Here is a 23,085-nt window from a genome sequence, read left to right on the forward strand (position 1 = left end):
CCTTAGGCTGGACTGGTGAGCACCCTTCGCCCCGCGCTGCTGACCGACCACTACGAGCTGACGATGGTGAGCGCCGCCCTGCGGGACGGCACGGCGGACCGCCGCTGCGTCTTCGAGGTGTTCACCCGGCGGCTGCCGGCGGGCCGCCGTTACGGGGTGGTGGCCGGCACCGGACGGCTGGTGGAGCTGATCCGGGACTTCCGGTTCTCCGCGGAGGAGGTCGACTTCCTGCGCCGGACCGGCGTGGTGGACGAGCGGGCCGCCGAGTGGCTGAGCAGCTACCGCTTCACCGGCGAGGTCGAGGGATACGCCGAGGGCGAGCTCTTCTTCCCCGGCTCCCCGATCCTCACCGTCTCCGGCGGCTTCGCCGAGTGCGTGGTGCTGGAGACGCTGGTGCTGTCGGTGCTCAATTACGACTGCGCGGTCGCTGCGGCGGCCGCCCGGATGGTCACCGCCGCCCGGGGCCGCACCCTGATCGAGATGGGGTCCCGCCGGGCGCACGAGGAGGCGGCGGTGGCCGCGGCCCGGGCGGCGTACCTGGCCGGCTTCCGGTTCACCTCCAACCTGGCCGCCGGGCAGCGGTACGGCATCCCGACCGCGGGCACCGCCGCGCACGCGTTCACCCTGCTGCACGACGACGAGCGGGCGGCGTTCGCCTCGCAGGTCGCCACGCTGGGCAAGGACACCACCCTGCTGGTCGACACGTACGACATCAGCCAGGGCATCCGCAACGCCATCGACGTGGCCGGGCCGGAGCTGCGGGCGATCCGGATCGACTCCGGTGACCTCGCGGTGATCGCCCAGCAGTCCCGGGAGCTGCTCGACCTGCTCGGCGCCACCGAGACCAGGATCATCGTCTCCGGCGACCTGGACGAGTACGCGATCGCCTCGCTGGCCGCCGAGCCGGTCGACATGTACGGCGCGGGGACCGCGGTGGTCACCGGCTCCGGCGCCCCCACCGCCGGGCTGGTCTACAAGCTGGTCGAGGTGGCGGGGCGGCCCGTGGTCAAGCGCTCCGAGCACAAGGCCACGATCGGTGGCCGCAAGGTGGCCGTCCGCCGGCACAAGCCGACCGGCACCGCCACCGAGGAGGTCATCGTGCCGCAGGGCGTGCCGGACCGGCGGCCCAACGACCGGTTGCTCCAGCGCTCGTTCGTGGTCGACGGCGAGCCGGTGGCGCTGCCGACGCTCGACGAGTCGCGCGAGCACCTGCGGCAGTGCCTGATCTCCATCCCGTGGGAGGGCCTGAAGCTCTCCGGTGGCGACCCGGCGATCCCGGTGACCGTCGTACCCGCTGGCTGAGAGGATTGCTTCCGTGAGCAGCGCGCTGATCATCGTGGACGTGCAGAACGACTTCTGCGAGGGCGGGTCCCTCGCGGTGGCCGGCGGAGCCGGGGTGGCCGCCGGGATCTCCCGGCTGCTCGCCGCCGAACCGGGCCGGTGGGACCACGTGGTGGCGACCAAGGATTACCACATCGACCCGGGGGCGCACTTCGGCGATCCGCCGGACTATGTCGACTCGTGGCCCCGGCACTGCGTGGTCGGCACCGCCGGCTCCGAGTTCCACCCCGACCTGGAGACCGGTCGGGTGGAGGCGATCTTCCACAAGGGCGAGCACGCGGCCGCGTACTCCGGTTTCGAGGGGCACGCCGACGACGGCGAGTGCCTGGCCGACTGGCTGCGCGCGCGGGGCGTCGACCGGGTCGACCTGGTCGGCATCGCCACCGACCACTGCGTCCGGGCGACCGCGCTGGACGCCGCCCGGGAGGGCTTCCGCACCACCGTGCTGCTCGACCTGACGGCCGGGGTCGCACCGGACACCACCGACGTGGCGCTGCGGGCGCTGGAGGGCGCCGGGGTCGGCATGGTCGGCGAGCCTGTGATCAGGACCGCTTGACCAGGTAATCGCTTGCGACTGTCGTACCCGGCGTCAAGGATGGCGCCGGAGGTACGGACCGTCGTGAACTTGAAGCCTTACCGGCAGGCGCTCGCCCTGCCCGGTCTCCGGTCGCTGCTGCTGGTCTCGGTGCTGGCGCGCATCCCGCTCACCGCGACCGGGGTGACGCTGACCTTCTACGTGGTCCTCGACCTCGGCCGGGGCTACGGCGCCGCCGGCCTGGTCGGCGCCGCGTTGACCGTCGGCGCGGCCGTCGGCTCGCCCCTGCTCGGCCGGCTGGTGGACCGGCGCGGCCTGCGCCCGGTGCTCGTCCTGACCACCGCCGCCGAGGCACTGTTCTGGGCCGGCGCCCCGGCGCTGTCGTACCCGGTGCTGCTGCCGGCCGCCTTCGTCGCCGGGCTGCTCGCGCTGCCGGTCTTCTCGGTCGTCCGCCAGTCGGTGGCCGCGCTGGTCCCGGCCGAGCGCCGCCGCCCCGCGTACGCGCTGGACTCGATGTCGGTCGAGCTGTCGTTCATGGTCGGCCCGGCGCTGGCCGTGGCGCTGGCCACCGCCGTCTCCCCGCGCGCCACCCTCTGGGCGGTCGGCGCCGGCATCGTCGCCGCCGGCATCGTGTTCTGGCTGCTGAACCCGCCCACCCGCAGCGCGGAGGAGCCCGCCGGCCCGCAGCGCCGGGTGCCCCGGCGAGAGTGGCTCACGCCCCGACTGCTCGCCGTCCTCGCGGTCAGCCTCGCCGCCACCCTGGTGCTCGGCGGCACCGACGTCGCGGTGGTCGCCGTGCTGCGGGCCAGCGGCGAGGTCGGCTGGACCGGTGCCGTGCTGGCCATGTGGGCGGTCGCGTCGCTGGTCGGCGGCTTCGCGTACGGGGCGGTCAGCCGCTCCTTCTCGCCGCTGGCGCTGATGGCGGCGCTCAGCCTGTGCACCATCCCGGTCGGGCTGGGCGGGGCGCACTGGTGGCTGCTCTGCCTGGCGCTCGTCCCGGCCGGCGCGCTCTGCGCGCCCACCATCGCCGCCACCTCCGACGCGGTCAGCCGGCTCGCCCCGGCCGGCGTACGCGGCGAGGCGATGGGCCTGCACGGCTCCGCGGTCACCGTCGGCATCGCCGTCGGCGCCCCGCTCGCCGGCGCGGTGATCGACGCCTCGCTGCCGCTCTGGGGCTTCGCGGTGACCGGCGCGGTCGGCCTGCTGGTGGCGATGGCCGTGCTTCCGGTGGAGCTGCGCCACCGGCGGGAAACCGTCCCCGCCGCCGCCGAGCCGGAACTGGCCCCCGCCGCCCCCTGACCCACGCTCCTGGGAGCGCCGCCGCCACGCCGCCACGCCGCCCATGCCCGGACCCGGCCTCCGAGGCGCGAGCTGCGGCGCGGGTTATCCGCTGACCGCGACGGCGGGCGGTCGGCCGCGCCGGCGGGCAGGGCCGGGAGTCGAGCACCCAGCCGGCCCGCACCAGCGGTCGGGGCCGGGGAGGCGGTGCGGTCTGCGCGGCCCTAGATCGCGGATGTGGCGGTATCGCTGGCCTCGGCATACCGCCAGGTCGGGGAGCCGGGCCGGGTTCGGTCCGGGCCGGGGTCGGTCCGGGCCGGTTGCGACGCGGCCGGTATACCCGGGAAGCGATATACCTGAGCGGCATAAATATGACTCTCAGGTATATCGCTCTCCGGAGAAGGCCCGCCGGGCAAGGCTGCAGCGCACCGGCATGACCGAGCAGCAGTGGTGGGGCCGGGTTCCGGCGTCGCAGATACCAGCAATCGGGGACAGCGCCGGAAAGGCGACGGGCGCCGTACCCCGGGAAGGGGTGCGGCGCCCGTGGCGCGGCGGTCAGCGGGTCAGCGCTGGTCGAGGTTGCCGGAGGTGTCCTCCTGGTAGCTGGCGCCACCGTTGGACTCGCTGGTGAGCGGCTTGGCGCCACCCTCCGGCGGGCCGGCGATGGTCTGGCCGGCGGCCAGCTCCGGGAACTTGGCGTCGAACGCGGGGCGCTCGGAGCGGATCCGCGGCATCCGGTCGAAGTTGCGCAGCGGCGGCGGGGAGCTGGTGGCCCACTCGAGCGAGTTGCCGTGACCCCACGGGTCGTCGACCTCCACCACCGGGCCGGTCTTGTACGACTTCCAGCAGTTCCAGATGAACGGCAGCGTCGAGATGCCGGTGATGAACGCGCCGACCGTGGAGACCGTGTTCAGGAAGGTGAAACCGTCGCCCGGCAGGTAGTCGGCGTACCGCCGCGGCATGCCCTCGTTGCCCAGCCAGTGCTGCACCAGGAACGTGGTGTGGAAGCCGATCATGGTCAGCCAGAAGTGCACCTTGCCCAGCCGCTCGTCGAGCATCCGGCCGAACATCTTCGGGAACCAGAAGTAGATGCCGGCGAAGACCGCGAACACGATCGTGCCGAACAGCACGTAGTGGAAGTGCGCCACCACGAAGTACGAGTCGGAGACGTGGAAGTCGATCGGCGGGCTGGCCAGCAGCACACCCGTCAGACCGCCGAAGAGGAACGTCACCAGGAAGCCGACGGCGAAGAGCATCGGGGTCTCGAAGCTGATCTGGCCCCGCCACATGGTGCCGATCCAGTTGAAGAACTTCATACCGGTCGGCACGGCGATCAGGTAGCTCAGGAAGCTGAAGAACGGCAGCAGCACCTGGCCGGTGGCGAACATGTGGTGCGCCCAGACGCTCATCGACAGCGCGGCGATGGAGATGGTGGCGGCGACCAGGCCCTTGTAGCCGAAGATCGGCTTGCGGGAGAAGACCGGGATGATCTCGCTGATGATGCCGAAGAACGGCAGCGCGACGATGTACACCTCGGGGTGCCCGAAGAACCAGAACAGGTGCTGCCACAGCATCGGCCCGCCGGTGGCCGGGTCGTACACGTGGGCGCCGATCAGCCGGTCCGCGGCCAGCGCGAAGAGCGCGGCGGCGAGCAGCGGGAAGACCAGGATCGCCAGCAGGCTGGTGACCAGCAGGTTCCACGTGAAGATCGGCATCCGGAACATGGTCATGCCGGGGGCGCGCAGGGTCAGGATCGTGGTGATCATGTTGACCGCGCCGAGGATCGTGCCCAGACCGGAGATGGCCAGACCGACGATCCACATGTTGGCGCCGACGCCCGGCGAGTGCTGGACGTTGCTCAGCGGCACGTAGGCGAACCACCCGAAGTCGGCCGCGCCGCCCGGGGCGATGAAGCCCGCGGTGGCCAGCGTGCCGCCGAACAGGTAGAGCCAGTAGGCGAAGCTGTTCAGCCGGGGGAACGACACGTCGGGCGCGCCGATCTGCAGCGGCACGATGTAGTTGCCGAAGGCGAACACGATCGGCGTCGCGAAGAACAGCAGCATGATCGTGCCGTGCATGGTGAACAGCTGGTTGTACTGCTCTGGCGACAGGAACTGCATCCCCGGCCGCGCCAGCTCGGCGCGCATGATCAGGGCAAGCACGCCACCGATCATGAAGAACGCGAACGCGGTGACCATGTACATGATCCCGATCTGCTTCGCGTCCGTGGTGCGCAGCAGCCGCGCGATTGCCGACCCCTTGACCGGCTCTCGGACCGGCCAGGGCCGGGTCACGACCGGCTTGGGTGCGACGGTGGTCACGAGTGGCCTCCGGTTCTCGGTTGTCTCGCTCGGCACGCGCTGTATCTGCGAGCCGTCATCCGCAAGGAGGATAGTCCCCGGCAGGTGGCCCCGCCGCGTGGGGTGGCCGGCTACGATCATCCGCCACCGTGGCGGCGCTCAGAGCGGGCCGACCAGCAACCGGTAGTGCTCCTGGAAGATCCTTCCGCCGCGTCCGCGCAGCAGCGGGTCGCGCAGCGCCGGCGGCACGTCGCGGGTCCGGTTGCGGTCCCGGGTCCGGTCGCGCACCCATCGGGTACGGGGTCGCCGCCGGCTCTCGTACGCCAGCAGCGCGGCCTCGACGCTGCCGGCGGCCTTCAGTGACTCGGCGAGCACGACGGCGTCCTCCAGCGCCATGGCGGCGCCCTGGGACAGGGTCGGCGCGGTGGCGTGGGCGGCGTCGCCGACCAGCAGCACCCGGCCGTGGAACCAGCGGCCCAGCTCCACCTCCTCGGTGACGCCGACGTGCACCTGGTCCAGGGCCGCCAGGACCTCGGGTACCGGGCCGCCGTAGCCGGCGAACAACTCCCGCAGCCGGGCCGGCGGGTCGGCCGGCGGTACGGTGCCGGCCTCGTCGGCGTAGCAGTACAGCCGCCCGGCGCCGATCGGCACCAGCAGGAAGCCGGATCGCTGGCCGAGCAGGGCGGTCCAGTCGGCGACCCGCGGCCCGCCGCGGACCACGCTGCGGTAGACCACCTGCCCGGCCGGGCGGGGCGGGCCGCCGAGGGCGGCGAGGGTGCGGACCGCCGATCGCGGCCCGTCGGCGCCGATCACCAGGTCGTACTCCCCGGAGGTGCCGTCGGTGAAGCCGACGGCGACCCCGCCGGGCCGCGGTTCGACGGCGCTGACCTCGGCGCCGTGCCGGACGGCGCCGCCGGCCCCGGTGAGCAGCACCCGGTGCAGTTCGGCGCGGGGCAGGGCCCGGCACTCACCCACCCCGGCCCAGAGCGCGTCGAGGTCGACCTCGCAGAGCGGCGCGCCGGCCGCGTCCAGGAAGCGCTGCCGGTGGATGACCTGGCCGAGCGGGCGGACTGGGCCGTCGAGGTCGAGCCGGCGCAGCGCGCGGGCCGCGTTGCCGGGCAGGTAGAGACCGGTCTCGACCAGCTCGGCCGGGGGGAGCTTCTCGGTGACGTCCGGCCGGAACCCCGCGAGCCGCAGCGCCCGGGCCACGGCCAGACCGGCGATGCCCGCGCCGACGACGAGGATGCGCAGGGGGGAACCACCCATCGTGGTGTACGCCTCCGGAGGGGTTCGGCACGCGTTGGAGGCAAGACACTACTCGCGGCAACCGACGCACGGTAGGGGCGATCGGCCCCGAGGCGTCCGGCCCCTCGTCGCCGCGCGCCGGTCCCACCGCCGGGCGCCGCACCCCAGCCGGCCCCCCCGCAGCGGCGGGTCGGGCAGCTCGCGTCCGCCGGACGTTCCCCGCACCGGCCACTCACACCCGGCATGCCGTCGGCCCGCGCACCGGCCTGCGCGAAGGTCTGATTTGACGGGGAAGGGGCGGGTCCGTCCGGACCCGCCCCTTCGCCGTGCCGCCCTACCGTCAGGAGGTGGCGGTGACCGTCCGGGTCGCCCGCTGCCCCTTTCCGCCGGTCAGCCGCCCAGGGCGTCGATGTCGCGCATTTCCTCCGCGGTGAGGGAGAAGCGGAAGACGTCGGCGTTGACCCGGATCCGCTCCGGGGTGACGGACTTGGGGATCACCACGATCTCGTGGTCGATGTGCCAGCGGAGCACGACCTGGGCCGGGGAGACGTCATGGGCGGCGGCGATCCGGGTCAGCACCGGGTCGGACAGGTCGCTGGCCTTGAAGGGGCTGTACCCCTCCAGCACCACGCCCCGGTCCCGATGCGCGGCGTGCGTCCGCCGGTCGTACAGCGACGGGCTCCAGCGGATCTGGTTGACCGCCGGGGTCTCCTCGGTGGCCTGGATCAGCTCGTCGATCTGGCTCACGCTGTAGTTGCTCACGCCGACCGTGCGGGTCAGGTTCTCGTCCCGGGCGGCCAGCAGCTCCCGCCAGACCGGGATGCTGCCCGCCGCGGACGGCGGCCAGTGGATCAGCCACAGGTCGACGTAGTCGGTGTCGAGGGCGCTCAGGCTCGCCTCGAGGGTCTGCCGTTCCCGGCCCACCCGATCCGGCGGCAGCTTCGTGGTGAGGAAGATGTCCTCGCGGCGCAGCCCGCTCTCCTTGATCGCCCGGCCGACCTCCCGCTCATTGCCGTACATGGTCGCGGTGTCGATGTGCCGGTAGCCGGCGTCGAGGGCGGCGAGCACGGCGTCGTACCCGGCCTCTCCCGTGGCCAGCCAGGTGCCGAAGCCGAGCAGCGGCATCCGGGCGTCGCCGGCGAGCGGGACGGTGGGCTGTTCAGCGGTGGTCATGGCGGCTGTTCTACCCCTGATCACCGCCGGCATGCCATCGACCCGCCGGGAAGCGCGCCGACCGGCCGCACCGGGACGCCGAGCGGCAACACCGGCAAACGGCCCCGAAGGTCGGCAACCGGACGAACCGTCCGGGTGGCGCATGCGGACCGCTCCCGGGTGCCGCAGAATGCGGGAGTGGCTGACCGGCTGGAGGAGTACCGGCGCAAGCGGGACGCGGAGCGTACCCCCGAGCCGGTGCCGGAGCGGGCGCCCGCGCGGAATCGGCCAAGTCGGGGGCGGGCCCGCTTCGTCATCCAGCAGCACCACGCCCGCAGCCTGCACTGGGACCTGCGGCTGGAGCACGAGGGAGTGCTGGCCTCCTGGGCGGTACCGCGCGGCCTGCCCCGCGAGCCGGGCCGCAACCACCTGGCCGTGCACACCGAGGACCACCCGATGGAGTACCTCACCTTCCACGGCGAGATCCCGGCCGGCGAATACGGCGGCGGGCGGATGACCGTCCACGACACCGGGACGTACCGCGCGGAGAAGTGGCGCGACGACGAGGTGATCGTGGTGCTAGACGGGCAGCGCACCACGGGCCGCTACGTGCTCTTCGCCACCGGCGGGAAGGACTGGATGGTCCGGCGCACCGACCCGGCCCCGCAGGGTTGGACGAGCATGCCGGAGCTGGTCCGCCCGATGCATCCCACTGCGGCGAAGCGGCTGCCGAAGGACGAGTCCGAGTGGGGGTACGAGCTGCGCTGGGACGGGGTCCGGGCGATGGCGTACGTCTCCGGCGGCCGGCTGCGGTTGCTGTCGGAGACCGACGAGGAGATCACCGGCACGTACCCGTGGCTGCGGGAGATGGCGGAGGTGCTGGCGCCGACGGAAGCGGTGCTGGACGGCGTGCTGGTCCGGATCGACGCCGCCGGCAGGGTGAAGCCGCCGACCGGCCGGGGCGGCCCGGACGCTCAGTTCCTGGTCTTCGACCTGCTCTGGCTGGAGGGCGTGACCAGCACCGACGTGCCGTACGTGCAGCGCCGGGAGCTGCTCGACGGTCTGGCGTTGGCCGGGCGGCACTGGCAGACTCCGCCGTGGTTCCCGGGGGTCGGCGCGGACGCCCTGCGGACCGCCCGCGACCAGGGGCTCCCCGGGGTGGTGGCCAAGCGGCTCGACTCCCCGTACGAGCCCGGTGGGCGCAGCCGGCGCTGGCTGAGCATCGACACGAGCTGAGGAGCATCGTGCACCTGACGCACCTGGAGTGCCCGCGCTGCGGCAGGGAGCACTCGGCGGAGAAGTTGCAGAACCTCTGTCCCTGCGGCTCGCCGCTGCTGGCCCGCTACGACCTGGCCGCGGTGGCCGCGTCGGTGACCCCGGAGCAGTTCGGGCTCCGCCCGGCGGACCTGTGGCGCTACCGCGAGCTGCTGCCGGTGGACGACGCCCGGTTCGTCACCACGCTGGGCGAGGGCTGGACGCCGCTGCTGCGCGCCCCGGCGTACGGCGCCGAGATCGGCATCCCGGACCTGATCGTCAAGGACGAGGGGCTGACCCCGACCGGGTCGTTCAAGGCACGCGGCGCGGCCGTCGGTGTGAGCCGGGCCCGGGAGCTGGGCGTCGAACGGATCGCCATGCCGACCAACGGCAACGCCGGGGCGGCCTGGGCCACCTACGCGGCCCGGGCCGGGATCGGCGCGACCATCGCCATGCCGCTGTCCGCGCCGACCATCTGCCGGCGCGAGTGCGTGGCCGCGGGGGCGGACCTGCGGCTGGTGGACGGGCTGATCAGCGACGCGGGTCGGTGGGTCGCCGACCTGGTCGCCGCATCAGGCGGGCAGGTCTTCGACGCCGGCACGCTGCGCGAGCCGTACCGCCTGGAGGGCAAGAAGACCATGGGGTACGAGATCGTCGAGCAGCTCGGCTGGCAGGTGCCGGACGTGATCATCTATCCGACCGGGGGCGGCGTCGGGCTGATCGGCATCCACAAGGCGCTGCACGAGCTGCGCGAGCTGGGCTGGGTGGAGGAGAAGTTGCCCCGGCTGGTGGCGGTGCAGTCCACCGGCTGCGCGCCGATCGTCCGGGCGTTCGCCGCCGGGGAGCCGCGGGCGACCCCGTGGGCGGACGCGCACACCGTGGCCTTCGGCATCACCGTGCCGTCGCCGCTGGGCGACGAGCTGATCCTGGACGCGCTGCGGGAGAGCAGCGGGACCGCGATCGCGGTGGACGACGCGGAGATCCTGGCCGACCTGCGGGACTTCGCCGCGCGGGAGGGGCTGCTGCTCTGCCCGGAGGGAGCGGCCTGCCTCTCGGCGGCGCGGCACCTGCGGGCAGGTGGGTGGATCCGGGCCGGCGAGCGGGTGGTGGTGCTGAACACCGGCGCGGGGCTGAAGTACCCGGAGACGGTGGACGTCGCCGGCGTACCGGTGCTGCCGGCCTGACCGTCGCCGCGACGCTCGCCCACAGTGGGTGCACTCAGTCGGAGGTGGGGTCGGTGAGCCGCCAGGCGGCGGCGACCAGGCCGATGTGGGAAAGCGCCTGCGGCATGTTGCCGAGCTGCGCGCCGGTGGCCAGGTCGATCTGCTCGCTGAGCAGCCCGACGTCGTTGGCGTGGCCGATCACCCGCTCGAAGAGCGCCTCGGCCCGGTCCCGCTCGCCGGCCATCGCCAGGCACTCGACCAGCCAGAACGAGCAAGGCAGGAAGCCCGCCGGGTCGCTGTCCCAGCGGCGGACCAGGCCATCCTCGGTGCCCAGCTCACGCTCGACCACCTCGATGGTGGAGCGCATCCGCGGGTCGCTGGCCGGCAAAAAGTGCACCACCGGCAGGTAGAGTGCCGAGGCGTCCAGCTCGGTTGAGCCGAAGGCACCGGTGAATGCGCCGATGCGCTCGTTCCAGCCCTCGCGCATGATGGTGGCCCGGATCTCGTCGCGGATGGCCGCCCAGCGGCGCGGGTCTGCCCGATCGCCCAGCCGGGGGGCCAGCTCCACCGCGCGGTTCATCGCCGCCCAGCAGAACACCTTCGACGACAGGTAGTGCCGCTCGACGTCACGGATCTCCCATGCGCCGTGGTCGGGCAGCTGCCAGGTGCCTGCCACCTGCTCGGTCAGCCCGAGGACCATCTCTCGCAGCTCCTCATCGAAGGTGTCGCCGAGGTAGTGGCGCATCCGCCAGACCGCCGAGATCACCTCGCCGGGCACGTCGAGCTGCCGCTGCCGCCAGGCGTCGTTGCCGAACCGCACGGGCCGGCTGTCCAGGTAGCCGCGCAGGTGCTGCACCTCGTGCTCGGAGATGTCCCGCTCCCCTTCCAGGCCGAAGAGCACCGGCACCGGATCCTCGCCCACCCGCCCGATGGAGCGGGTCACCCAGGCGAAGAGGCGGGACGCCTCGTGCGGGCAGGCCGCCACCCAAAAGGCGCGAATGGTCAGCGCGAAGTCGCGCAGCCAGGAGTAGCGGTAGTCGTAGTTGCGTTCACCGCCGATCTCTTCCGGCAACGACGGGGTGAGCGCCGCGGCGACCGCGCCGCTACGGGTGTACGTCAGGCCGGTGAGCACGGTGGCGCTGTGCCGGACCTGCGCGCGGTACTCGCCGTCGTAATGGTGGGCCTCCCGGTAGGCCTCCCACGCCCGCGCCGTCTCGGCGAGCGTGGCGACCGGGTCCAATCGGGCCGGCGGCGGGCCGTAGACCGGGGCGTACGCCAGGTCGAAGCCGACCGTCTGGCCGGCGGCGACCTCGAACGTGCACCCGACCCGGTCCCCGTCCACGCGCAGCGGCTGCCCGCCCCCGCGCAGCACCAGCGCCACCGGCCCGGCGGTGGCCAGCACCCCGCCGTCCGGCTGCTCGTGCAGGTACGGAGTGAGCAGCCCGTACTCCGGGCGCGGGGCGAAGTCGAGGTGCATCCGTACCCGCCCGCTCAGCCCCTCGACCACCCGCAGCAGCACCGCCGGCGAGTTCATCCCCAGCTCGTGGCCGCGGGCGCCCAGCTCGGCGGCGAGCGCGTCGGTGACCGCGACGCTCCCCTCCGGGGTGTGGTGGACGGTCCGCAGCACCAGGGTGCCCGGCCGATACGCGCGCTCCACCCGGCTCGCGGCCAGCGGCGCGATCCGCCAGTGCCCGCCGGTCGGGTCGAGGAGCCGGCAGAAGACCGACGGCGAGTCGAACCGGTCGGGGCACCACCAGTCGACCGACCCGTCCCGGCTGACCAACGCGCCGGAGCGGCAGTCGGAGATGAATCCGTAGTCGGAGATTGGCGGTTTATGCACCCGCCCCGGGTACCCGGACCCGGGGCGTTCAGGCCACGCCGGTCACGCGGTCGGCGGCTCGTCCTGGCCAGCGGCCTCCGCCGCGTCGGCCTCCTCCTTGGTGCGGTGCACCGCCTGGTCGGCGTGCTCCGGCGGGCCGTACACGGTGTAGAGGACCAGCGGGTTGGGGCCGGTGTTGACGAAGTTGTGCTTCGTACCGGCCGGTACGACGACCAGGTCGCCCGAGACGACCTCCTTCTTCTCGCCGGCCACCCGGGCCTCGCCGGTGCCGCTGACGAAGGTCAGGATCTGGTCGATGCCCTCGTGGACCTCCTCGCCGATCTCGCCGCCGGGCGGAATCGTCATGATCACCAGCTGGGTGTGCTCCCCGGTCCACAGCACGCGGCGGAAGTCTGGGCTCTTCTCGGCGACGGTCGCGATGGTGAAATGCTCCATGGCGCCGTCATACCCGGTCCGGCCCGGGATCACGCCGGGACTCGCAGATGGTGGAATTCCCCACTGATCCGCGGTTTGGATCCCCTCCGGACGGGCATCTGGAGCGCCAAGACCGGTGCACACCCGGCCGGTCGAGCCAGGTCCCCGCTTTCGTACCGCCGTACGGCTGCGGTGGTGGGAGACGGCCAGAGCGCGGCGACGTTACGACCCCGGTCGAGCGGCGCCGTGCGCTCGTGTGTGCGGACCTCCGCCGAGCTGGGAAAACACTTGGAGACGGCCGTTCGGGCGACCCGGCACGCCGGGACCGGGCATCGGCTCTTCGGCCGGAAAACCTGTGATAGGCGCCGATGTCTGGCTACATTGAAGTATGGTGCCCGCCCACGGGGGTCGGGCGGCGGAACCGGTCTACCGCCCCATTCTGGCCGGTCGCCGGGGTGAGCTGGAGTCGCTGGCCCATCTCGACGACGTCGCCGCTCGGCTGCTCGCTCCGGTCCTCGACGTCTGCGTGGTCGATCCGTGCACCGTGGACCTCATCGGCCGGCTGCCGGCCGGACTGCTCCCGGCCGTCGACGTCTCCGCCCTGCCGGACGCCCCGGAGAGCGAGCTGGTCCGCTGGGGCGTACCGCTGGTGCCGGTGGTCGGGCTCGCGGAGAGCGACCGGCGGTTGGTGGCGCACGGCGTGGCCGCGCGGGCGTACGCCCGGCGGGCGGTGGTCCGGCTGCGCACCGGCCAGGATCGGGCCGGCCCGGATGCGACGACGACCGCCGTCGAGCGGGTCTGGCGGCTCGCCCGGCTGGTCCCGGAGCAGTGCGACCTGCTCGTCGACGCGGGTGACGTGTGCTGCCCGGCGGACGTGCGGCTGGCCGAGCCCCGGATCCGGCGGCTGTTGGAGTGGGCCCGCCGGCACGCCTGGCGGTCGGTGACGGTGGCCGCCGGCGGGATGCCGCCGACGCTGGCCCGCCTCCCCACCGATGAGCCGGTACGCCTCGACCGCTTCGACTGGGGGCTGTGGCAGCGCCTCTCCGACCTCGGCGTCGGGTACGGCGACTACGGGATCGGCTCCGCGGTGGCCGGCACGGACGGTTCGGGCGACCGGCTGCCGACGCTGCGGTACACGGCCGACGGGGCGTGGTGGGTGTACCGCTGGTCGCGGCGGGGCGGTCGGGGCGACGACCGCTTCGCGGACCTGTGCCGGACGCTGGTGGCGGCCCCGCACTGGCCGACGGCCGGGGCGGCCTTCTCCTGGGGCGACCACGAGATCCTGCGGCGGGCCCGGGGCGGGGCGGGCGCCGGCTCGCCGACCAACTGGGCGGCGTGGAGCACCTCGCACCATCTGGCGTACGTGCTGGGCACGCTGCTGCGCCCGGACCGGGGCCAGCGTTCCGGGTCGTGGGGCGCCGGCCAGGAGGCACCCGTTCGGGGGCGCTCCGGCCGGCCGCACCGGGGCGGCGAGACCCGCCGCGCGGGCTGAGCCGCGCCGGTCACTCCTTCTCGGTGAAGCCGAACTGGACGATGCCCTCGTCGTCGACCGTGGCGTCGACGGAGGTGTCCTCGAGCAGTTCGGCGGCGTCCGGGTCGAGGAAGATGCGGGCGCCCTGGTTGTCGACCACCTTGTCGCCCTGCGCCGGCTCGGGCACCAGCTCGATGGAGAGCGCACCGGCGTCGGTATCGGCCGCGATGCGCAGCCCGCCGTCCTCGCCGACGTCCTGCTGGACGGCGAGGTCGCGGATCACCATTACGGCGTTGTCGGTCATGGTCAGCATGGCGGAAACTCCTCGTGGCTCGTGCGGGATCGGGGCGGGTCGGGCGGCCGGGTGGCCGGGCCTGGACCCAGGAAGGCGAATCGGTCTTCGCCGTGCAAAGCAGGGCAGGTAGCGGGCCCCTCATGACCCACGGTGCCCCCTGGCCGGGCATCCGTCAAATAGAGCGGGGTCAGTCGACACCGCGCCGCCCGGTGCCGGGAGTGGCCCGGCATGGAACGGGTAGTCGGGGCGATGACCAGGGGTTGTCGCACAGAACGACCCGCCGGTCCGGCCTGTTTGGAAATAACTTCCGCCGCAGAGGCTTTTCCGGAAGAAACCTCCATGGCAGCATCTACGCATGCATCGCCGTCTCTTTACCCGGACGCTCGCGGTGCTGGCGTTGGTCGCCACCGCGGCCACCGCCGGCGCCCCCACCGCCACGGCCGAGTCGCCCACCCCCACGCAGACCCGGCTGAACGCCACCATCGACGCCGTTCTCGCCGACTCCCGCCTGGTCGGGGCGCAGGCGGGCGTGGTCGTCGTGGACACCGCCACCGGCCAGACCCTCTACCAGCGCAACGGGGACCGCCGGCTGGTGCCGGCCTCCAACACCAAGCTGCTCACCTCGACCGCGGCGCTGGAACTGCTCGGCCCGGGCCACCGGTTCACCACCGACGTGTCCGGCGACGGCGTGCGACGGGCCGGGCTGCTCTCCGGCAACCTGTACCTGCGCGGCGGCGGCGACCCGACCATGCTGGCCGAGGACTACGACGCGCTGGCCGCCCAGGTCGCGGCGGAGGGCGTCCGGGTGGTGACCGGCGATCTGATGGCCGACGACACCCGGTACGACCGGACCCGGCTGGGCCCCGACTGGACCTGGGACGACGAGTCCTACTACTACGCGGCGCAGGTCTCGGCGCTGACCGTGGCGCCGGACAGCGACTACGACGCCGGCACCGTGATCGTGCACGCCGCCCCGGGGGTCGGCGCGGGCGCGCCCCCGGTGGTGACGATGACGCCGCCCAACGGTTACCTGCGGATCGACAACCGGGCCGAGACGGTCGCCGACGGCGAGACGACGATCTCGTTCGAACGCGAGCACGGGAGCAACATCATCGTGGTGACCGGGCAGATCGCGGCCGGCGAGGAGCCGGAGAGCGACTGGATGACGGTCTGGGAGCCGACCGGCTACGCCGCCGACGTCTTCCGGGCCGCGCTGCGGCGGCACGGCGTCCGGGTGCTCGGCCGGACCATCCTCGGGCAGGCGACCCCGGCGGACGCCACGCCGGTCGCGCGGCACGACTCCATGCCGCTGGCCGACCTGATGGTGCCGTTCCTCAAGCTGTCCAACAACGGCCACGCGGAGGTGCTGACCAAGGAGCTCGGCCGGGTCCTCTCCGGCTCGGGGACCTGGTCCGCCGGGCTCGCCGCGATCGGCGGGTTCATCGGCGACAACGGCGTGAACACCGGCACGCTACGCCAGCGCGACGGCTCCGGCCTCTCCCGGCGCAACCTCATCCCGCCGGCCGAGTTCGTCGCCCTGCTCACCGCGGCCCGCCGCGAGCCCTGGTTCGACACCTGGTACGCCGCCCTGCCGATCGCCGGCAACGCCGAACGCTTCGTCGGCGGCACCCTGCGCAGCCGGATGCGCGGCACGCCGGCCGCGAACAACGTGCACGCCAAGACGGGCAGCCTGACCGGCGCGTCCAGCCTCTCCGGCTACGTCACCGACGCCGACGGCCACCTGCTGGCCTTCTCGATCGTGCTGAACAACTACCTGACCTCCTCGGTGAAGGGGCTGGAGGACCAGATCGCCATCACCCTGGCCTCGTACACCGAGCAGGGGACGACCACGGCGCGGCTGACGGCGCCGACGGCGCCGGAGGCACCGCGGGTGCCGGAGGGCCTGGAGTGCGCCTGGGTGAAGCCGATCGCCTGCTGACCCGCCGCGGGCCCCATCCCCTCCGTCGGTGGGGCGGGCCCGCAGCGACGGGTCACGCGCCGGGCCGGTACGGCGGGACGGACGACGCCGCCACTGCTGCTCATCGGTGCAGCCCTCCACAGAGGACGGTCCCGGCCCGACCCCCGCGACGATGATCGCCGACCCCTCGGTCAGACCCGCTCCAGCACCACCACCGGGATCTCCCGGTCGGTCCTGGTCTGGTAGCCGTCGTACGCAGGCCAGGTCGCGGTCATGGTCTGCCACATCCGGGGCTTCTCCGCTGGCGTGGCGGTGCGCGCCCGGGCGGTGAACTTCTCCGCGCCGACCTGCACCTGCACCTCCGGCTCGGCGAGCAGGTTGAGGTACCAGGCCGGGTGCTCGGGCGCGCCGCCCTGGGACGCGACCACCAGGTACGCGTCGCCGTCCCGGCCGTAGATCAGCGCGGTGCGCCGCAGCTTGCCGCTGCGCCGGCCCCGGGTGGTCAGCAGCAGGGTGAAGACGCCGGGACGCCACTCGTGGCCCTCCGCGCCGTCGGTCTCGACGTACCGGCGGATGTGGTCGGCGACCCACCCCTCCGGACTGTCCAGCACCTGCTCGCTCGCGGTCATGGGTTCCCTCCCGGGTCATTGGCCGGCCGTCGCGCCCACGCTACTCCCGGCCGGCGGCCGTCGCCGGGTGAACGACGGTCAGCGCAGCGCGACGGCCTGGACGCTGACGTTGCCGCCGTCCCCGAAGGACTCCTCCACCGTCCAGGTCAGCAGCAGCCGCGCGCCGCGGGGCGCCCGGAACCGGACGGTGAACTCGGCGGTGTGCTGGGTGTGCGGGTCCTCCAGCCGCACGGTGCTGGTCGGCCCGCCGGTGGACAGCCGCGCGTCGAGGCGACCCCGGGCCATCCACAGGCCGGCGTAGAGCCGAACCGTGCGCGGCACGCCGTCGCCGGTCACCGCGAGCGTGAACCCGCTGCCCCGCCCGCAGGTGTATACCCCCGACATGGTGCCGCTGGCCGACTCGACGGGCGAGCCGTCCCGCCAGGCGTACGCCTCGGGGTTGTTGCTGTAACTCTCTCGCGTGCCACGCCCGCCCTCGTCGCGGATCGCCCCGGAGCCGTTCCGCTTGCGGACGGGCGGCTCGGTGCCGAGCAGTCCCCAGTGGACCCAGTCGACCGGACCGGCCGCACTGAGATCGACGCGCGCCGGCACGTCGGCCTGGCTCAGGGTGAGGACGGGCTCGATGGCCGACGGCGGTGGCGACGGGGACGCCGATGGGGACGGTGGCCGCTGGCGGGGCCGCAGCCCGGGCGAGGCGGCGGCCGCGTCGGCGCCCGACCGCTGCGGCGACGGTACGGCCGGCCGCCCCGCCCCGGGCGCCGTGCCCGGCCCGGCGGCCCGCTCCTGCTGCCGCGGCCCGGCATGCTGCTCGGTGCCGAGGTACGCGGCGAGAGCGGCCAGGCACGCGACGGCGGCCAGCGTCTCCATGATCCAGCGGCGGCGTTGCCGGGCCCGCGCGATCCGGCGGAGCGCGGACCGGGTCGGCCCCTGGCCGTACGGGGACGACGGCGACCCTGCGAACCGAGTGCGGTCTTCCTCCGCCACCGAACCTCCGCTCCCCACCCACGCTCCGGCCGGCGGACGGGCGGGCGTGACCCGCTCACGTTTTCATCGGCGGGGCGAATGCGCCATATGGGGACGGCTGGGCGTTTCCAGTTTGTTACCTGACGGTAGCGAACGGCGCACGGCCCGCGGTTCGGCTCCGCAGGACGGTCGGCAGGCGGGCCCCGGTCAGCGGATCTCGAAGCCGAGCGCCTGCGCCAGCACGATCGCCTGCTCGGCGTCGACGATCGCGCCGGCCCGCTCCACCACCGTCGGATCGAGCGCGGTCAGGTCGCTGCCCCGCAGGTCGGCGCCGGAGAGCCGGGAGCTGTGCAACTGCGCGCCGGAGAGGTCGACCCCGGTGACCGTCGCACCGGTCAGGTTGGCGCCGGTCAGGTCGACCTCGCGCATCCGGACGTCGGTGATGCTCACCCCGCGCAGGTCCGCCCCGGGCAGCGCGACGAAGGACCAGTCCCCGCCGCTGATCCGCAGCGGGCGCAGGTCGCACTGATCGAACGCGCTGCCGACCAGCTTGCAGCCGGTGAACTCGGCCTCGAAGAGGTTGCACCGCTTGAACGTGCACCGGGTGAAGGCGGAGTCGGTGTGCCGGGACGCGTTGAACGCCACGTTGCCGAAGACGCACTCGGTGAAGACCGCGCCCTGGCTGACCGCCTCGGTGAGGTCGACGTGGAAGAACTCACAGCGGACGAAGTGCCGGTCGGCCAGTTCTTCCGCGTACCAGTCCTGGTGGCGGTAGGTGACGTTCTCGGTGGGCTCCGGCATCGGGCCAGATTAGTGGGCGCGACCGACACTTCCCGGCTGGCGTACCGGCTAGTAGGTTCGGCGGCGTGAGCGTCGCTGTGAGCACCGACCCGGACCGTATCGGCTTCGACCCCGCCCGGCTGGCGCGGATCGACGAGCACTTCGGCAGGTACGTCGACGACGGCCGGCTCGCCGGCTGGCAGATCGTCGTCAGCCGCCGGGGCGAGATCGCCCACTCGTCGACGTACGGCCTGCGGGACCGGGAGGCCGGCGCCCCGGTCGAGCCGGACACCCTCTGGCGCATCTACTCGATGACCAAGCCGATCACGTCGGTGGCCGCGATGATGCTGTGGGAGGAGGGCCGGTTCGAGCTGACCGACCCGATCAGCCGCTGGCTGCCCGAGTTCGCCGACGTCCGGGTCTACGACAAGGGTTCCGTGCTCAAGCCGTACACGGTTGCGGCGGTCGAGCCGATCCGGGTCTGGCACCTGCTCACCCACACCGCCGGCCTGACGTACGGCTTCGCCCAGACCACGGTGGTCGACGGCCTGTACCGGGCCGCGGGCTTCGACCTGGGCGTGCCGGCCGGCGCGGACCTGGCGGCGGCCTCGGCGGGCCTGGCCCGGCTGCCGCTGCTCTTCCAGCCGGGCACGAGCTGGAACTACGGCGTCGCCACCGACGTGCTGGGCCGGCTGGTCGAGGTGGTGTCGGGGCAGCGGCTGGACGAGTTCTTCACCGAGCGGATCCTCCGGCCGCTGGGCATGACCGACACCCGCTGGTGGGTCGACGAGCCGGAGGCGAAGCGGCTGGCCGCCCTCTACACCCCGCACCCGGCGACCGGGCAGGCGGTCCGCGCCGACGGGGTCGGGCGGGCGGCGCTGGCCGAGCCGAGCTGGTTCTCCGGGGGCGGCGGGCTGGTCTCCACCGCCGCCGACTACCACCGCTTCACCCAGTTCCTGCTGCGCGGCGGCGAGTTGGACGGGGTACGCCTGCTCGCGCCGCGCACGCTGCGCTTCATGACCCGCAACCACCTGCCCGGCGGCCGTGACCTGGCCTCGTTCCACCCGGAGGGGTTCGCCGAGACGGTGCTCGACGGGATCGGCTTCGGCCTCGGCTTCGCCGTGGTGCTGGACCCGGTGCCGGCCCGGGTGCCGAGCAGCGTCGGCGAGTTCTACTGGGGGGGCCTGGCCAGCACCGCGTTCTGGGTGGACCCGGTGGAGGAGGTCACCGCGCTGCTCTTCACCCAGCTCATGCCGTCGAGCACCTACCCGCTGCGCTCGCAGCTGCGCCAGCTGGTCTATTCCGCGCTGATCGACTGACCGCGCCAGGGCGCGCTCGGCCAGGATCGCCGTTACGGCACCGGCCGGGCGGCCCGCTCCATAGCCTGGGAGGCGAGGCAGGTCGGGGCGGGAGGCGGTCATGAGCAACATCGTCGTGTTCGGCGCCGGCGGCACCGCGGGGTCGCGGATCACCGCCGAGGCGATCGGGCGGGGGCACCGGGTCACCGCGGCGGTGCGCCGCCCGGAGGCGACCAGCTACCTGCCGGCGGGGGTACGGACGGTCACCGGCGACGCGACGTCCCCGCGGAGCGTTCGGGAGCTGGCCGAGGACGCCGACGTGTTCGTGGTGGCGATCGGCGGCGGCGAGCGGGACCTGTGGCGGGACGCGGCGGACACCCTGGTGGGCACGCTGCGGGAGCTGCCCCATCCGCCCCGGGTGATCCACGTCGGGGGCGGGGCGACGCTGCTGACGCCGAAGGGCACGCCGTTCCTCGACGAGCCGGACTTCCCGGCCGAGTACCGGGACTCGGCGAAGGGCCAGGCCGACGCGCTGGCCGTCTACCGCGCCGCCGCCGACGGGGTGACCTGGACGTACGTCTCCCCGCCGCCGTTGGAGTTCCACCCGGGCGAGCGCACCGGCCATTACCGCACCGGCACCGACGAACCGGTGACCGACGCGCAGGGCCGCTCGGTGCTCACCTACGAGGACCTGGCGGTGGCGATCGTGGACGAGATCGAGAATCCGCGGTTCGCGAACGCCCGGTTCACCGCCGCGTACTGACGCTCAGTCGGTCAGCCGGGCGGGGAAGCCGCCGGTGGCGATCGGTCCCCAGCTGTCGATGGTGACCCGGATCAGCGACTTGCCCTGCTTGACCATCGCCGCCCGGTACTCGTCCCAGTCCGGGTGCTCGCCGGAGATGCTGCGGAAGTAGTCCACCAGCGGGTCGAGGGCCTCGGGCAGGTCGAGCACCTCGGCGGTGCCGTCGACCTGGACCCACGGCCCGTTCCAGTCGTCGGAGAGCACGCAGGCGGAGACCCGGGGGTCGCGCCGGATGTTGGTCACCTTCGCCCGCTCCGGGTAGGTGGAGATCACCAGTCGGCCCGCGCCGTCCACCCCACAGGAGACCGGCGAGGACTGCGGCCGGCCGTCGGCGCGGGTCGTCATCAGCACGACCTTGTGCCGGGGGCGGAGGAACTCGATCAGGGCGGCCCGGTCGACCCGGGTGTTGCTCGCGATGGTGCGTGCCATGCCCCCGGTTCTACCAGGCCGCGGCAGCGTCGGCCGGAGCCGCCCCGGGCTCCGCGTCCCGCCGGCCGGCGTCGGGCCGTCCGCGCGCCTCAGCGGGAGCGGTCGACCGTGCGGCGCGGCGCGGGCTGTGCCGGCACCCGGGGGCGGACCGCGGGCCGCCAGGCCCGGCCGTTGGCGTAGATCACCCGGAACCCGAGGTACGACGCCAGCGGCGCCCAGTGCACCGAGCCCATCCGCAGCTCGGCGGCGTTGTGCCGCTGGCCGTTGGCGAGCACGTCGAGCAGCACGGTCTCGAACGCGGCCGATTCGACCCAGTCGACCTCGCGGGTGAACCCGCAGATCAGCGCCGCCCCGGTCACGTCGAGGAAGTCCCGTAGCGTGGCGTCGGAGGCGCGCAGCACCGAGCAGCTGCCGAAGTAGAGCCGCCGCCCCTCGCACCGGCCGGCCATCCGTTCGGCGACGTCGGCCAGCTCGACGGAGTCCCAGTCGGTGAGGCAGAGCCGGCTCGGTTCGCCGTGCATGGCGAAGAAGCCGACCCGGTAGTCGGCGTACTGCTTGAGCAGCCAACGGTCGAGGAAGTAGAAGAGCTCGTCACGGGTGGCCGCGTCCTTGTGGATGAACCGGATCCGGCCGAGCCGTTCGAGCAGTTCGAGGGTGGGCAGGACGGAGCCGCGCTCGTTGAGGTCCCGGTGCCACTGGCCCTCGATGCAGAAGACGCCACCGCGTGCCACGCGCCACCTCCCCCCGTCCGCGGAGCCCGGCGCAGACGCTACCGGGCCCGGATCACGAGTCGGCATCACCCTCGGTGCCCCCGAAGCGCCGTTTCCGTCACCCCTGCCCGGTACCGCGTCAATTCCCCCGACCTGAGCCGGCTGGCCGGTTCCCAATTAGCCGCATTCACAGCCGATGCCCAGGAAGGAGCAGTTATGAGAACAATTCTGGTTATTAAGCCACGAATCAGCCGAGCGACTGTCACGGTGGAAGGGACAGGACGGCGTGGTCGATGTCCTGATCACCATCCCATCGGCTCTTCTACCGGGAGGACTTTCTGTGCGCGTACACACCCTGAAGCGGGCGGTCATCGCGCTCGCCCTGGCGCTGCCAGGGGCCGCGATCGCCACGGTGGTCGCCGCGCCAGCGGCCCATGCCGACGGCTGCTACACGTGGCAGCGGACCCTGTCCCAGGGGCGTTCCGGCGAGGACGTCCGCCAGTTGCAGATCCGGGTGGCCGGCTGGGCCGCCTACCGGGACATCGTCCGCGTCGACGGCAGCTACGGACCGGAGACCGCCGCCGCGGTCAAGCGTTTCCAGTCCGCGTACGGCCTGCCCGCCGACGGCATCGCGGGCTCGCGGACGTTCGCCAAGATCTACGAGCTGCAGGACAACGACTGCACGCCGAAGCACTTCAGCTACAGCGAGCTGGACAACGGCTGCGGCAGGGGCGGGTGGAGCGGGGGCCCGCTCTCGTCGACCGCCACCCGGGCCAACGCGGTGCGCACCATGTGGAAGCTGGAGGCGCTGCGGCGCAGCCTCGGCGACAAGCCGCTCTACGTGACCAGCGGCTTCCGCAGCATCGCCTGCAACCGCCAGGTCGGCGGGGCCTCGGACAGCCAGCACCTCTACGGCACCGCCGCCGACCTGGTTCCGCGCGGCTCCTCGCTGTGCCAGGTGGCCCGCACGGCCCGCAACCGCGGCTTCAGCGGCATCTACGGTCCCGGCTACCCCGGCCACTCCAGCCACGTCCACGTGGACTCTCGCCGGGAGAACAACAACGACCGTTCGACGAACTCGACGAGCTGGTCCGCGCCGAACTGCGGGATCGGCTGAGTCGATCGACGAGGACGGCGGCCCGGCTGCGGGGGTGGGGGACCCCGCAGCCGGGCCGCCGTCGTGCCGCCCCGGTCACGGGCTGTCGGGCGTACCCCCGATCCGACCACTCCGGCTCGGCGTGTCTGACGCCACGCCGCGACCCGGAGCA

General features: G+C 73.3%; 21 protein-coding genes. 10 read left to right on the forward strand and 11 right to left on the reverse strand.

What is annotated here, in order from left to right; all coding sequences use genetic code 11:
- The first annotated feature begins 15 nt into the window (after positions 1-15).
- Genes I8N68_RS17915 through I8N68_RS17925 form a run of 3 tightly spaced genes read left to right on the forward strand, consistent with a single transcriptional unit; the run spans position 16 to position 3,175 of the window.
- The gene (locus I8N68_RS17915) at positions 16-1,302 is read left to right on the forward strand and encodes a nicotinate phosphoribosyltransferase (RefSeq protein ID WP_200211212.1); all 1,287 of its coding nucleotides are present in this window, start codon (positions 16-18) and stop codon (positions 1,300-1,302) included.
- Positions 1,303-1,315: 13 nt separating this feature from the next.
- Positions 1,316-1,897, forward strand: coding sequence for an isochorismatase family protein (locus tag I8N68_RS17920; RefSeq protein ID WP_200211216.1), 582 nt, complete (start codon positions 1,316-1,318; stop codon positions 1,895-1,897).
- A 39-nt stretch (positions 1,898-1,936) separates the two neighbouring features.
- Positions 1,937-3,175 carry an MFS transporter gene (locus I8N68_RS17925; RefSeq protein ID WP_200211218.1) on the forward strand — a complete coding sequence of 413 codons (1,239 nt, stop codon included), beginning with the start codon at positions 1,937-1,939 and terminating at the stop codon, positions 3,173-3,175.
- Between the two features lie 542 nt (positions 3,176-3,717).
- Here I8N68_RS17925 and ctaD read toward each other — a convergent pair.
- The 3 genes from ctaD to I8N68_RS17940 form a co-directional block, all read right to left on the reverse strand.
- Positions 3,718-5,475, reverse strand: a complete 1,758-nt coding sequence (gene ctaD / locus I8N68_RS17930; RefSeq protein ID WP_200211222.1) for an aa3-type cytochrome oxidase subunit I — start codon at positions 5,473-5,475, stop codon at positions 3,718-3,720.
- A 138-nt stretch (positions 5,476-5,613) separates the two neighbouring features.
- Positions 5,614-6,720, reverse strand: coding sequence for an FAD-dependent monooxygenase (locus I8N68_RS17935; RefSeq protein WP_200211224.1), 1,107 nt, complete (start codon positions 6,718-6,720; stop codon positions 5,614-5,616).
- 369 nt (positions 6,721-7,089) lie between these two features.
- Positions 7,090-7,872 carry an aldo/keto reductase gene (locus I8N68_RS17940; protein WP_200211226.1) on the reverse strand — a complete coding sequence of 261 codons (783 nt, stop codon included), beginning with the start codon at positions 7,870-7,872 and terminating at the stop codon, positions 7,090-7,092.
- 177 nt (positions 7,873-8,049) lie between these two features.
- Between I8N68_RS17940 and I8N68_RS17945 the strand changes: the two genes are divergently transcribed.
- Both I8N68_RS17945 and I8N68_RS17950 read left to right on the forward strand, forming a co-directional pair.
- Positions 8,050-9,087, forward strand: coding sequence for a DNA polymerase ligase N-terminal domain-containing protein (locus I8N68_RS17945; RefSeq protein WP_200211231.1), 1,038 nt, complete (start codon positions 8,050-8,052; stop codon positions 9,085-9,087).
- 8 nt (positions 9,088-9,095) lie between these two features.
- Positions 9,096-10,289, forward strand: coding sequence for a threonine synthase (locus tag I8N68_RS17950; protein WP_200211235.1), 1,194 nt, complete (start codon positions 9,096-9,098; stop codon positions 10,287-10,289).
- 34 nt (positions 10,290-10,323) lie between these two features.
- On the opposite strand, the gene I8N68_RS17955 is transcribed toward I8N68_RS17950, so the two are convergent.
- Both I8N68_RS17955 and I8N68_RS17960 read right to left on the reverse strand, forming a co-directional pair.
- The gene (locus tag I8N68_RS17955; protein WP_200211238.1) at positions 10,324-12,108 is read right to left on the reverse strand and encodes a glycoside hydrolase family 15 protein; all 1,785 of its coding nucleotides are present in this window, start codon (positions 12,106-12,108) and stop codon (positions 10,324-10,326) included.
- A gap of 42 nt (positions 12,109-12,150) precedes the next feature.
- A complete protein-coding gene (locus tag I8N68_RS17960) occupies positions 12,151-12,543 on the reverse strand; it encodes a cupin domain-containing protein (RefSeq protein ID WP_130332459.1) in 393 nt (130 codons plus the stop codon).
- A 367-nt stretch (positions 12,544-12,910) separates the two neighbouring features.
- Between I8N68_RS17960 and I8N68_RS17965 the strand changes: the two genes are divergently transcribed.
- The gene (locus tag I8N68_RS17965) at positions 12,911-14,014 is read left to right on the forward strand and encodes a beta family protein (protein ID WP_200211240.1); all 1,104 of its coding nucleotides are present in this window, start codon (positions 12,911-12,913) and stop codon (positions 14,012-14,014) included.
- Between the two features lie 10 nt (positions 14,015-14,024).
- Here the strand turns inward: I8N68_RS17965 and I8N68_RS17970 are convergent, their stop codons facing one another.
- Positions 14,025-14,306, reverse strand: coding sequence for an iron-sulfur cluster biosynthesis family protein (locus I8N68_RS17970; RefSeq protein ID WP_200211243.1), 282 nt, complete (start codon positions 14,304-14,306; stop codon positions 14,025-14,027).
- Positions 14,307-14,643: 337 nt separating this feature from the next.
- Here I8N68_RS17970 and dacB point away from each other — a divergent pair, with 337 nt between their 5' ends.
- Positions 14,644-16,227, forward strand: coding sequence for a D-alanyl-D-alanine carboxypeptidase/D-alanyl-D-alanine endopeptidase (dacB, locus tag I8N68_RS17975; protein WP_200211251.1), 1,584 nt, complete (start codon positions 14,644-14,646; stop codon positions 16,225-16,227).
- A gap of 170 nt (positions 16,228-16,397) precedes the next feature.
- Here dacB and I8N68_RS17980 read toward each other — a convergent pair whose 3' ends face one another.
- The 3 genes from I8N68_RS17980 to I8N68_RS17990 all read right to left on the reverse strand — a co-directional run bounded on the left by I8N68_RS17980 (position 16,398) and on the right by I8N68_RS17990 (position 18,599).
- Positions 16,398-16,835, reverse strand: coding sequence for a nitroreductase family deazaflavin-dependent oxidoreductase (locus tag I8N68_RS17980; RefSeq protein ID WP_200211254.1), 438 nt, complete (start codon positions 16,833-16,835; stop codon positions 16,398-16,400).
- Positions 16,836-16,913: 78 nt separating this feature from the next.
- The gene (locus I8N68_RS17985; protein ID WP_200211256.1) at positions 16,914-17,819 is read right to left on the reverse strand and encodes a hypothetical protein; all 906 of its coding nucleotides are present in this window, start codon (positions 17,817-17,819) and stop codon (positions 16,914-16,916) included.
- A 186-nt stretch (positions 17,820-18,005) separates the two neighbouring features.
- Positions 18,006-18,599 (reverse strand): pentapeptide repeat-containing protein, encoded by a 594-nt coding sequence (locus I8N68_RS17990; protein WP_200211258.1) that lies wholly within the window; start codon positions 18,597-18,599, stop codon positions 18,006-18,008.
- 65 nt (positions 18,600-18,664) lie between these two features.
- Between I8N68_RS17990 and I8N68_RS17995 the strand changes: the two genes are divergently transcribed.
- Positions 18,665-19,897 carry a serine hydrolase domain-containing protein gene (locus I8N68_RS17995; protein WP_200211260.1) on the forward strand — a complete coding sequence of 411 codons (1,233 nt, stop codon included), beginning with the start codon at positions 18,665-18,667 and terminating at the stop codon, positions 19,895-19,897.
- 100 nt (positions 19,898-19,997) lie between these two features.
- On the forward strand, positions 19,998-20,639 hold the full coding sequence (locus I8N68_RS18000; protein WP_200211261.1) for an NAD(P)-dependent oxidoreductase: 642 nt from the start codon (positions 19,998-20,000) through the stop codon (positions 20,637-20,639).
- A 3-nt stretch (positions 20,640-20,642) separates the two neighbouring features.
- Here I8N68_RS18000 and I8N68_RS18005 read toward each other — a convergent pair whose 3' ends face one another.
- Both I8N68_RS18005 and I8N68_RS18010 read right to left on the reverse strand, forming a co-directional pair.
- The gene (locus I8N68_RS18005) at positions 20,643-21,107 is read right to left on the reverse strand and encodes a PPOX class F420-dependent oxidoreductase (RefSeq protein ID WP_200211262.1); all 465 of its coding nucleotides are present in this window, start codon (positions 21,105-21,107) and stop codon (positions 20,643-20,645) included.
- 89 nt (positions 21,108-21,196) lie between these two features.
- Entirely contained in the window at positions 21,197-21,838 is a 642-nt protein-coding gene (locus I8N68_RS18010; protein ID WP_200211263.1) for a DUF6642 family protein, read from the reverse strand.
- A gap of 319 nt (positions 21,839-22,157) precedes the next feature.
- On the opposite strand from I8N68_RS18010, the gene I8N68_RS18015 reads away from it, so the two are divergent.
- Entirely contained in the window at positions 22,158-22,934 is a 777-nt protein-coding gene (locus I8N68_RS18015) for a D-Ala-D-Ala carboxypeptidase family metallohydrolase (RefSeq protein WP_200211264.1), read from the forward strand.
- Positions 22,935-23,085: the final 151 nt, after the last annotated feature.

The organism is Micromonospora coerulea (assembly GCF_016598485.1).
GTDB classification, from domain to species: domain Bacteria; phylum Actinomycetota; class Actinomycetes; order Mycobacteriales; family Micromonosporaceae; genus Micromonospora; species Micromonospora coerulea.

Bases quoted from the DNA above. Each gene is read 5' to 3' on its own strand.
- I8N68_RS17925 (WP_200211218.1), top strand. From the start codon at position 1,937: ATGGCGCCGGAGGTACGGACCGTCGTGAACTTGAAGCCTTACCGGCAG.
- I8N68_RS17935 (WP_200211224.1), bottom strand. From the start codon at position 6,720: ATGGGTGGTTCCCCCCTGCGCATCCTCGTCGTCGGCGCGGGCATCGCC.
- I8N68_RS17940 (WP_200211226.1), bottom strand. From the start codon at position 7,872: ATGACCACCGCTGAACAGCCCACCGTCCCGCTCGCCGGCGACGCCCGG.
- I8N68_RS17960 (WP_130332459.1), bottom strand. From the start codon at position 12,543: ATGGAGCATTTCACCATCGCGACCGTCGCCGAGAAGAGCCCAGACTTC.
- I8N68_RS17965 (WP_200211240.1), top strand. From the start codon at position 12,911: ATGGTGCCCGCCCACGGGGGTCGGGCGGCGGAACCGGTCTACCGCCCC.
- I8N68_RS17970 (WP_200211243.1), bottom strand. From the start codon at position 14,306: ATGCTGACCATGACCGACAACGCCGTAATGGTGATCCGCGACCTCGCC.
- dacB (WP_200211251.1), top strand. From the start codon at position 14,644: ATGCATCGCCGTCTCTTTACCCGGACGCTCGCGGTGCTGGCGTTGGTC.
- I8N68_RS17980 (WP_200211254.1), bottom strand. From the start codon at position 16,835: ATGACCGCGAGCGAGCAGGTGCTGGACAGTCCGGAGGGGTGGGTCGCC.
- I8N68_RS17990 (WP_200211258.1), bottom strand. From the start codon at position 18,599: ATGCCGGAGCCCACCGAGAACGTCACCTACCGCCACCAGGACTGGTAC.
- I8N68_RS18000 (WP_200211261.1), top strand. From the start codon at position 19,998: ATGAGCAACATCGTCGTGTTCGGCGCCGGCGGCACCGCGGGGTCGCGG.
- I8N68_RS18005 (WP_200211262.1), bottom strand. From the start codon at position 21,107: ATGGCACGCACCATCGCGAGCAACACCCGGGTCGACCGGGCCGCCCTG.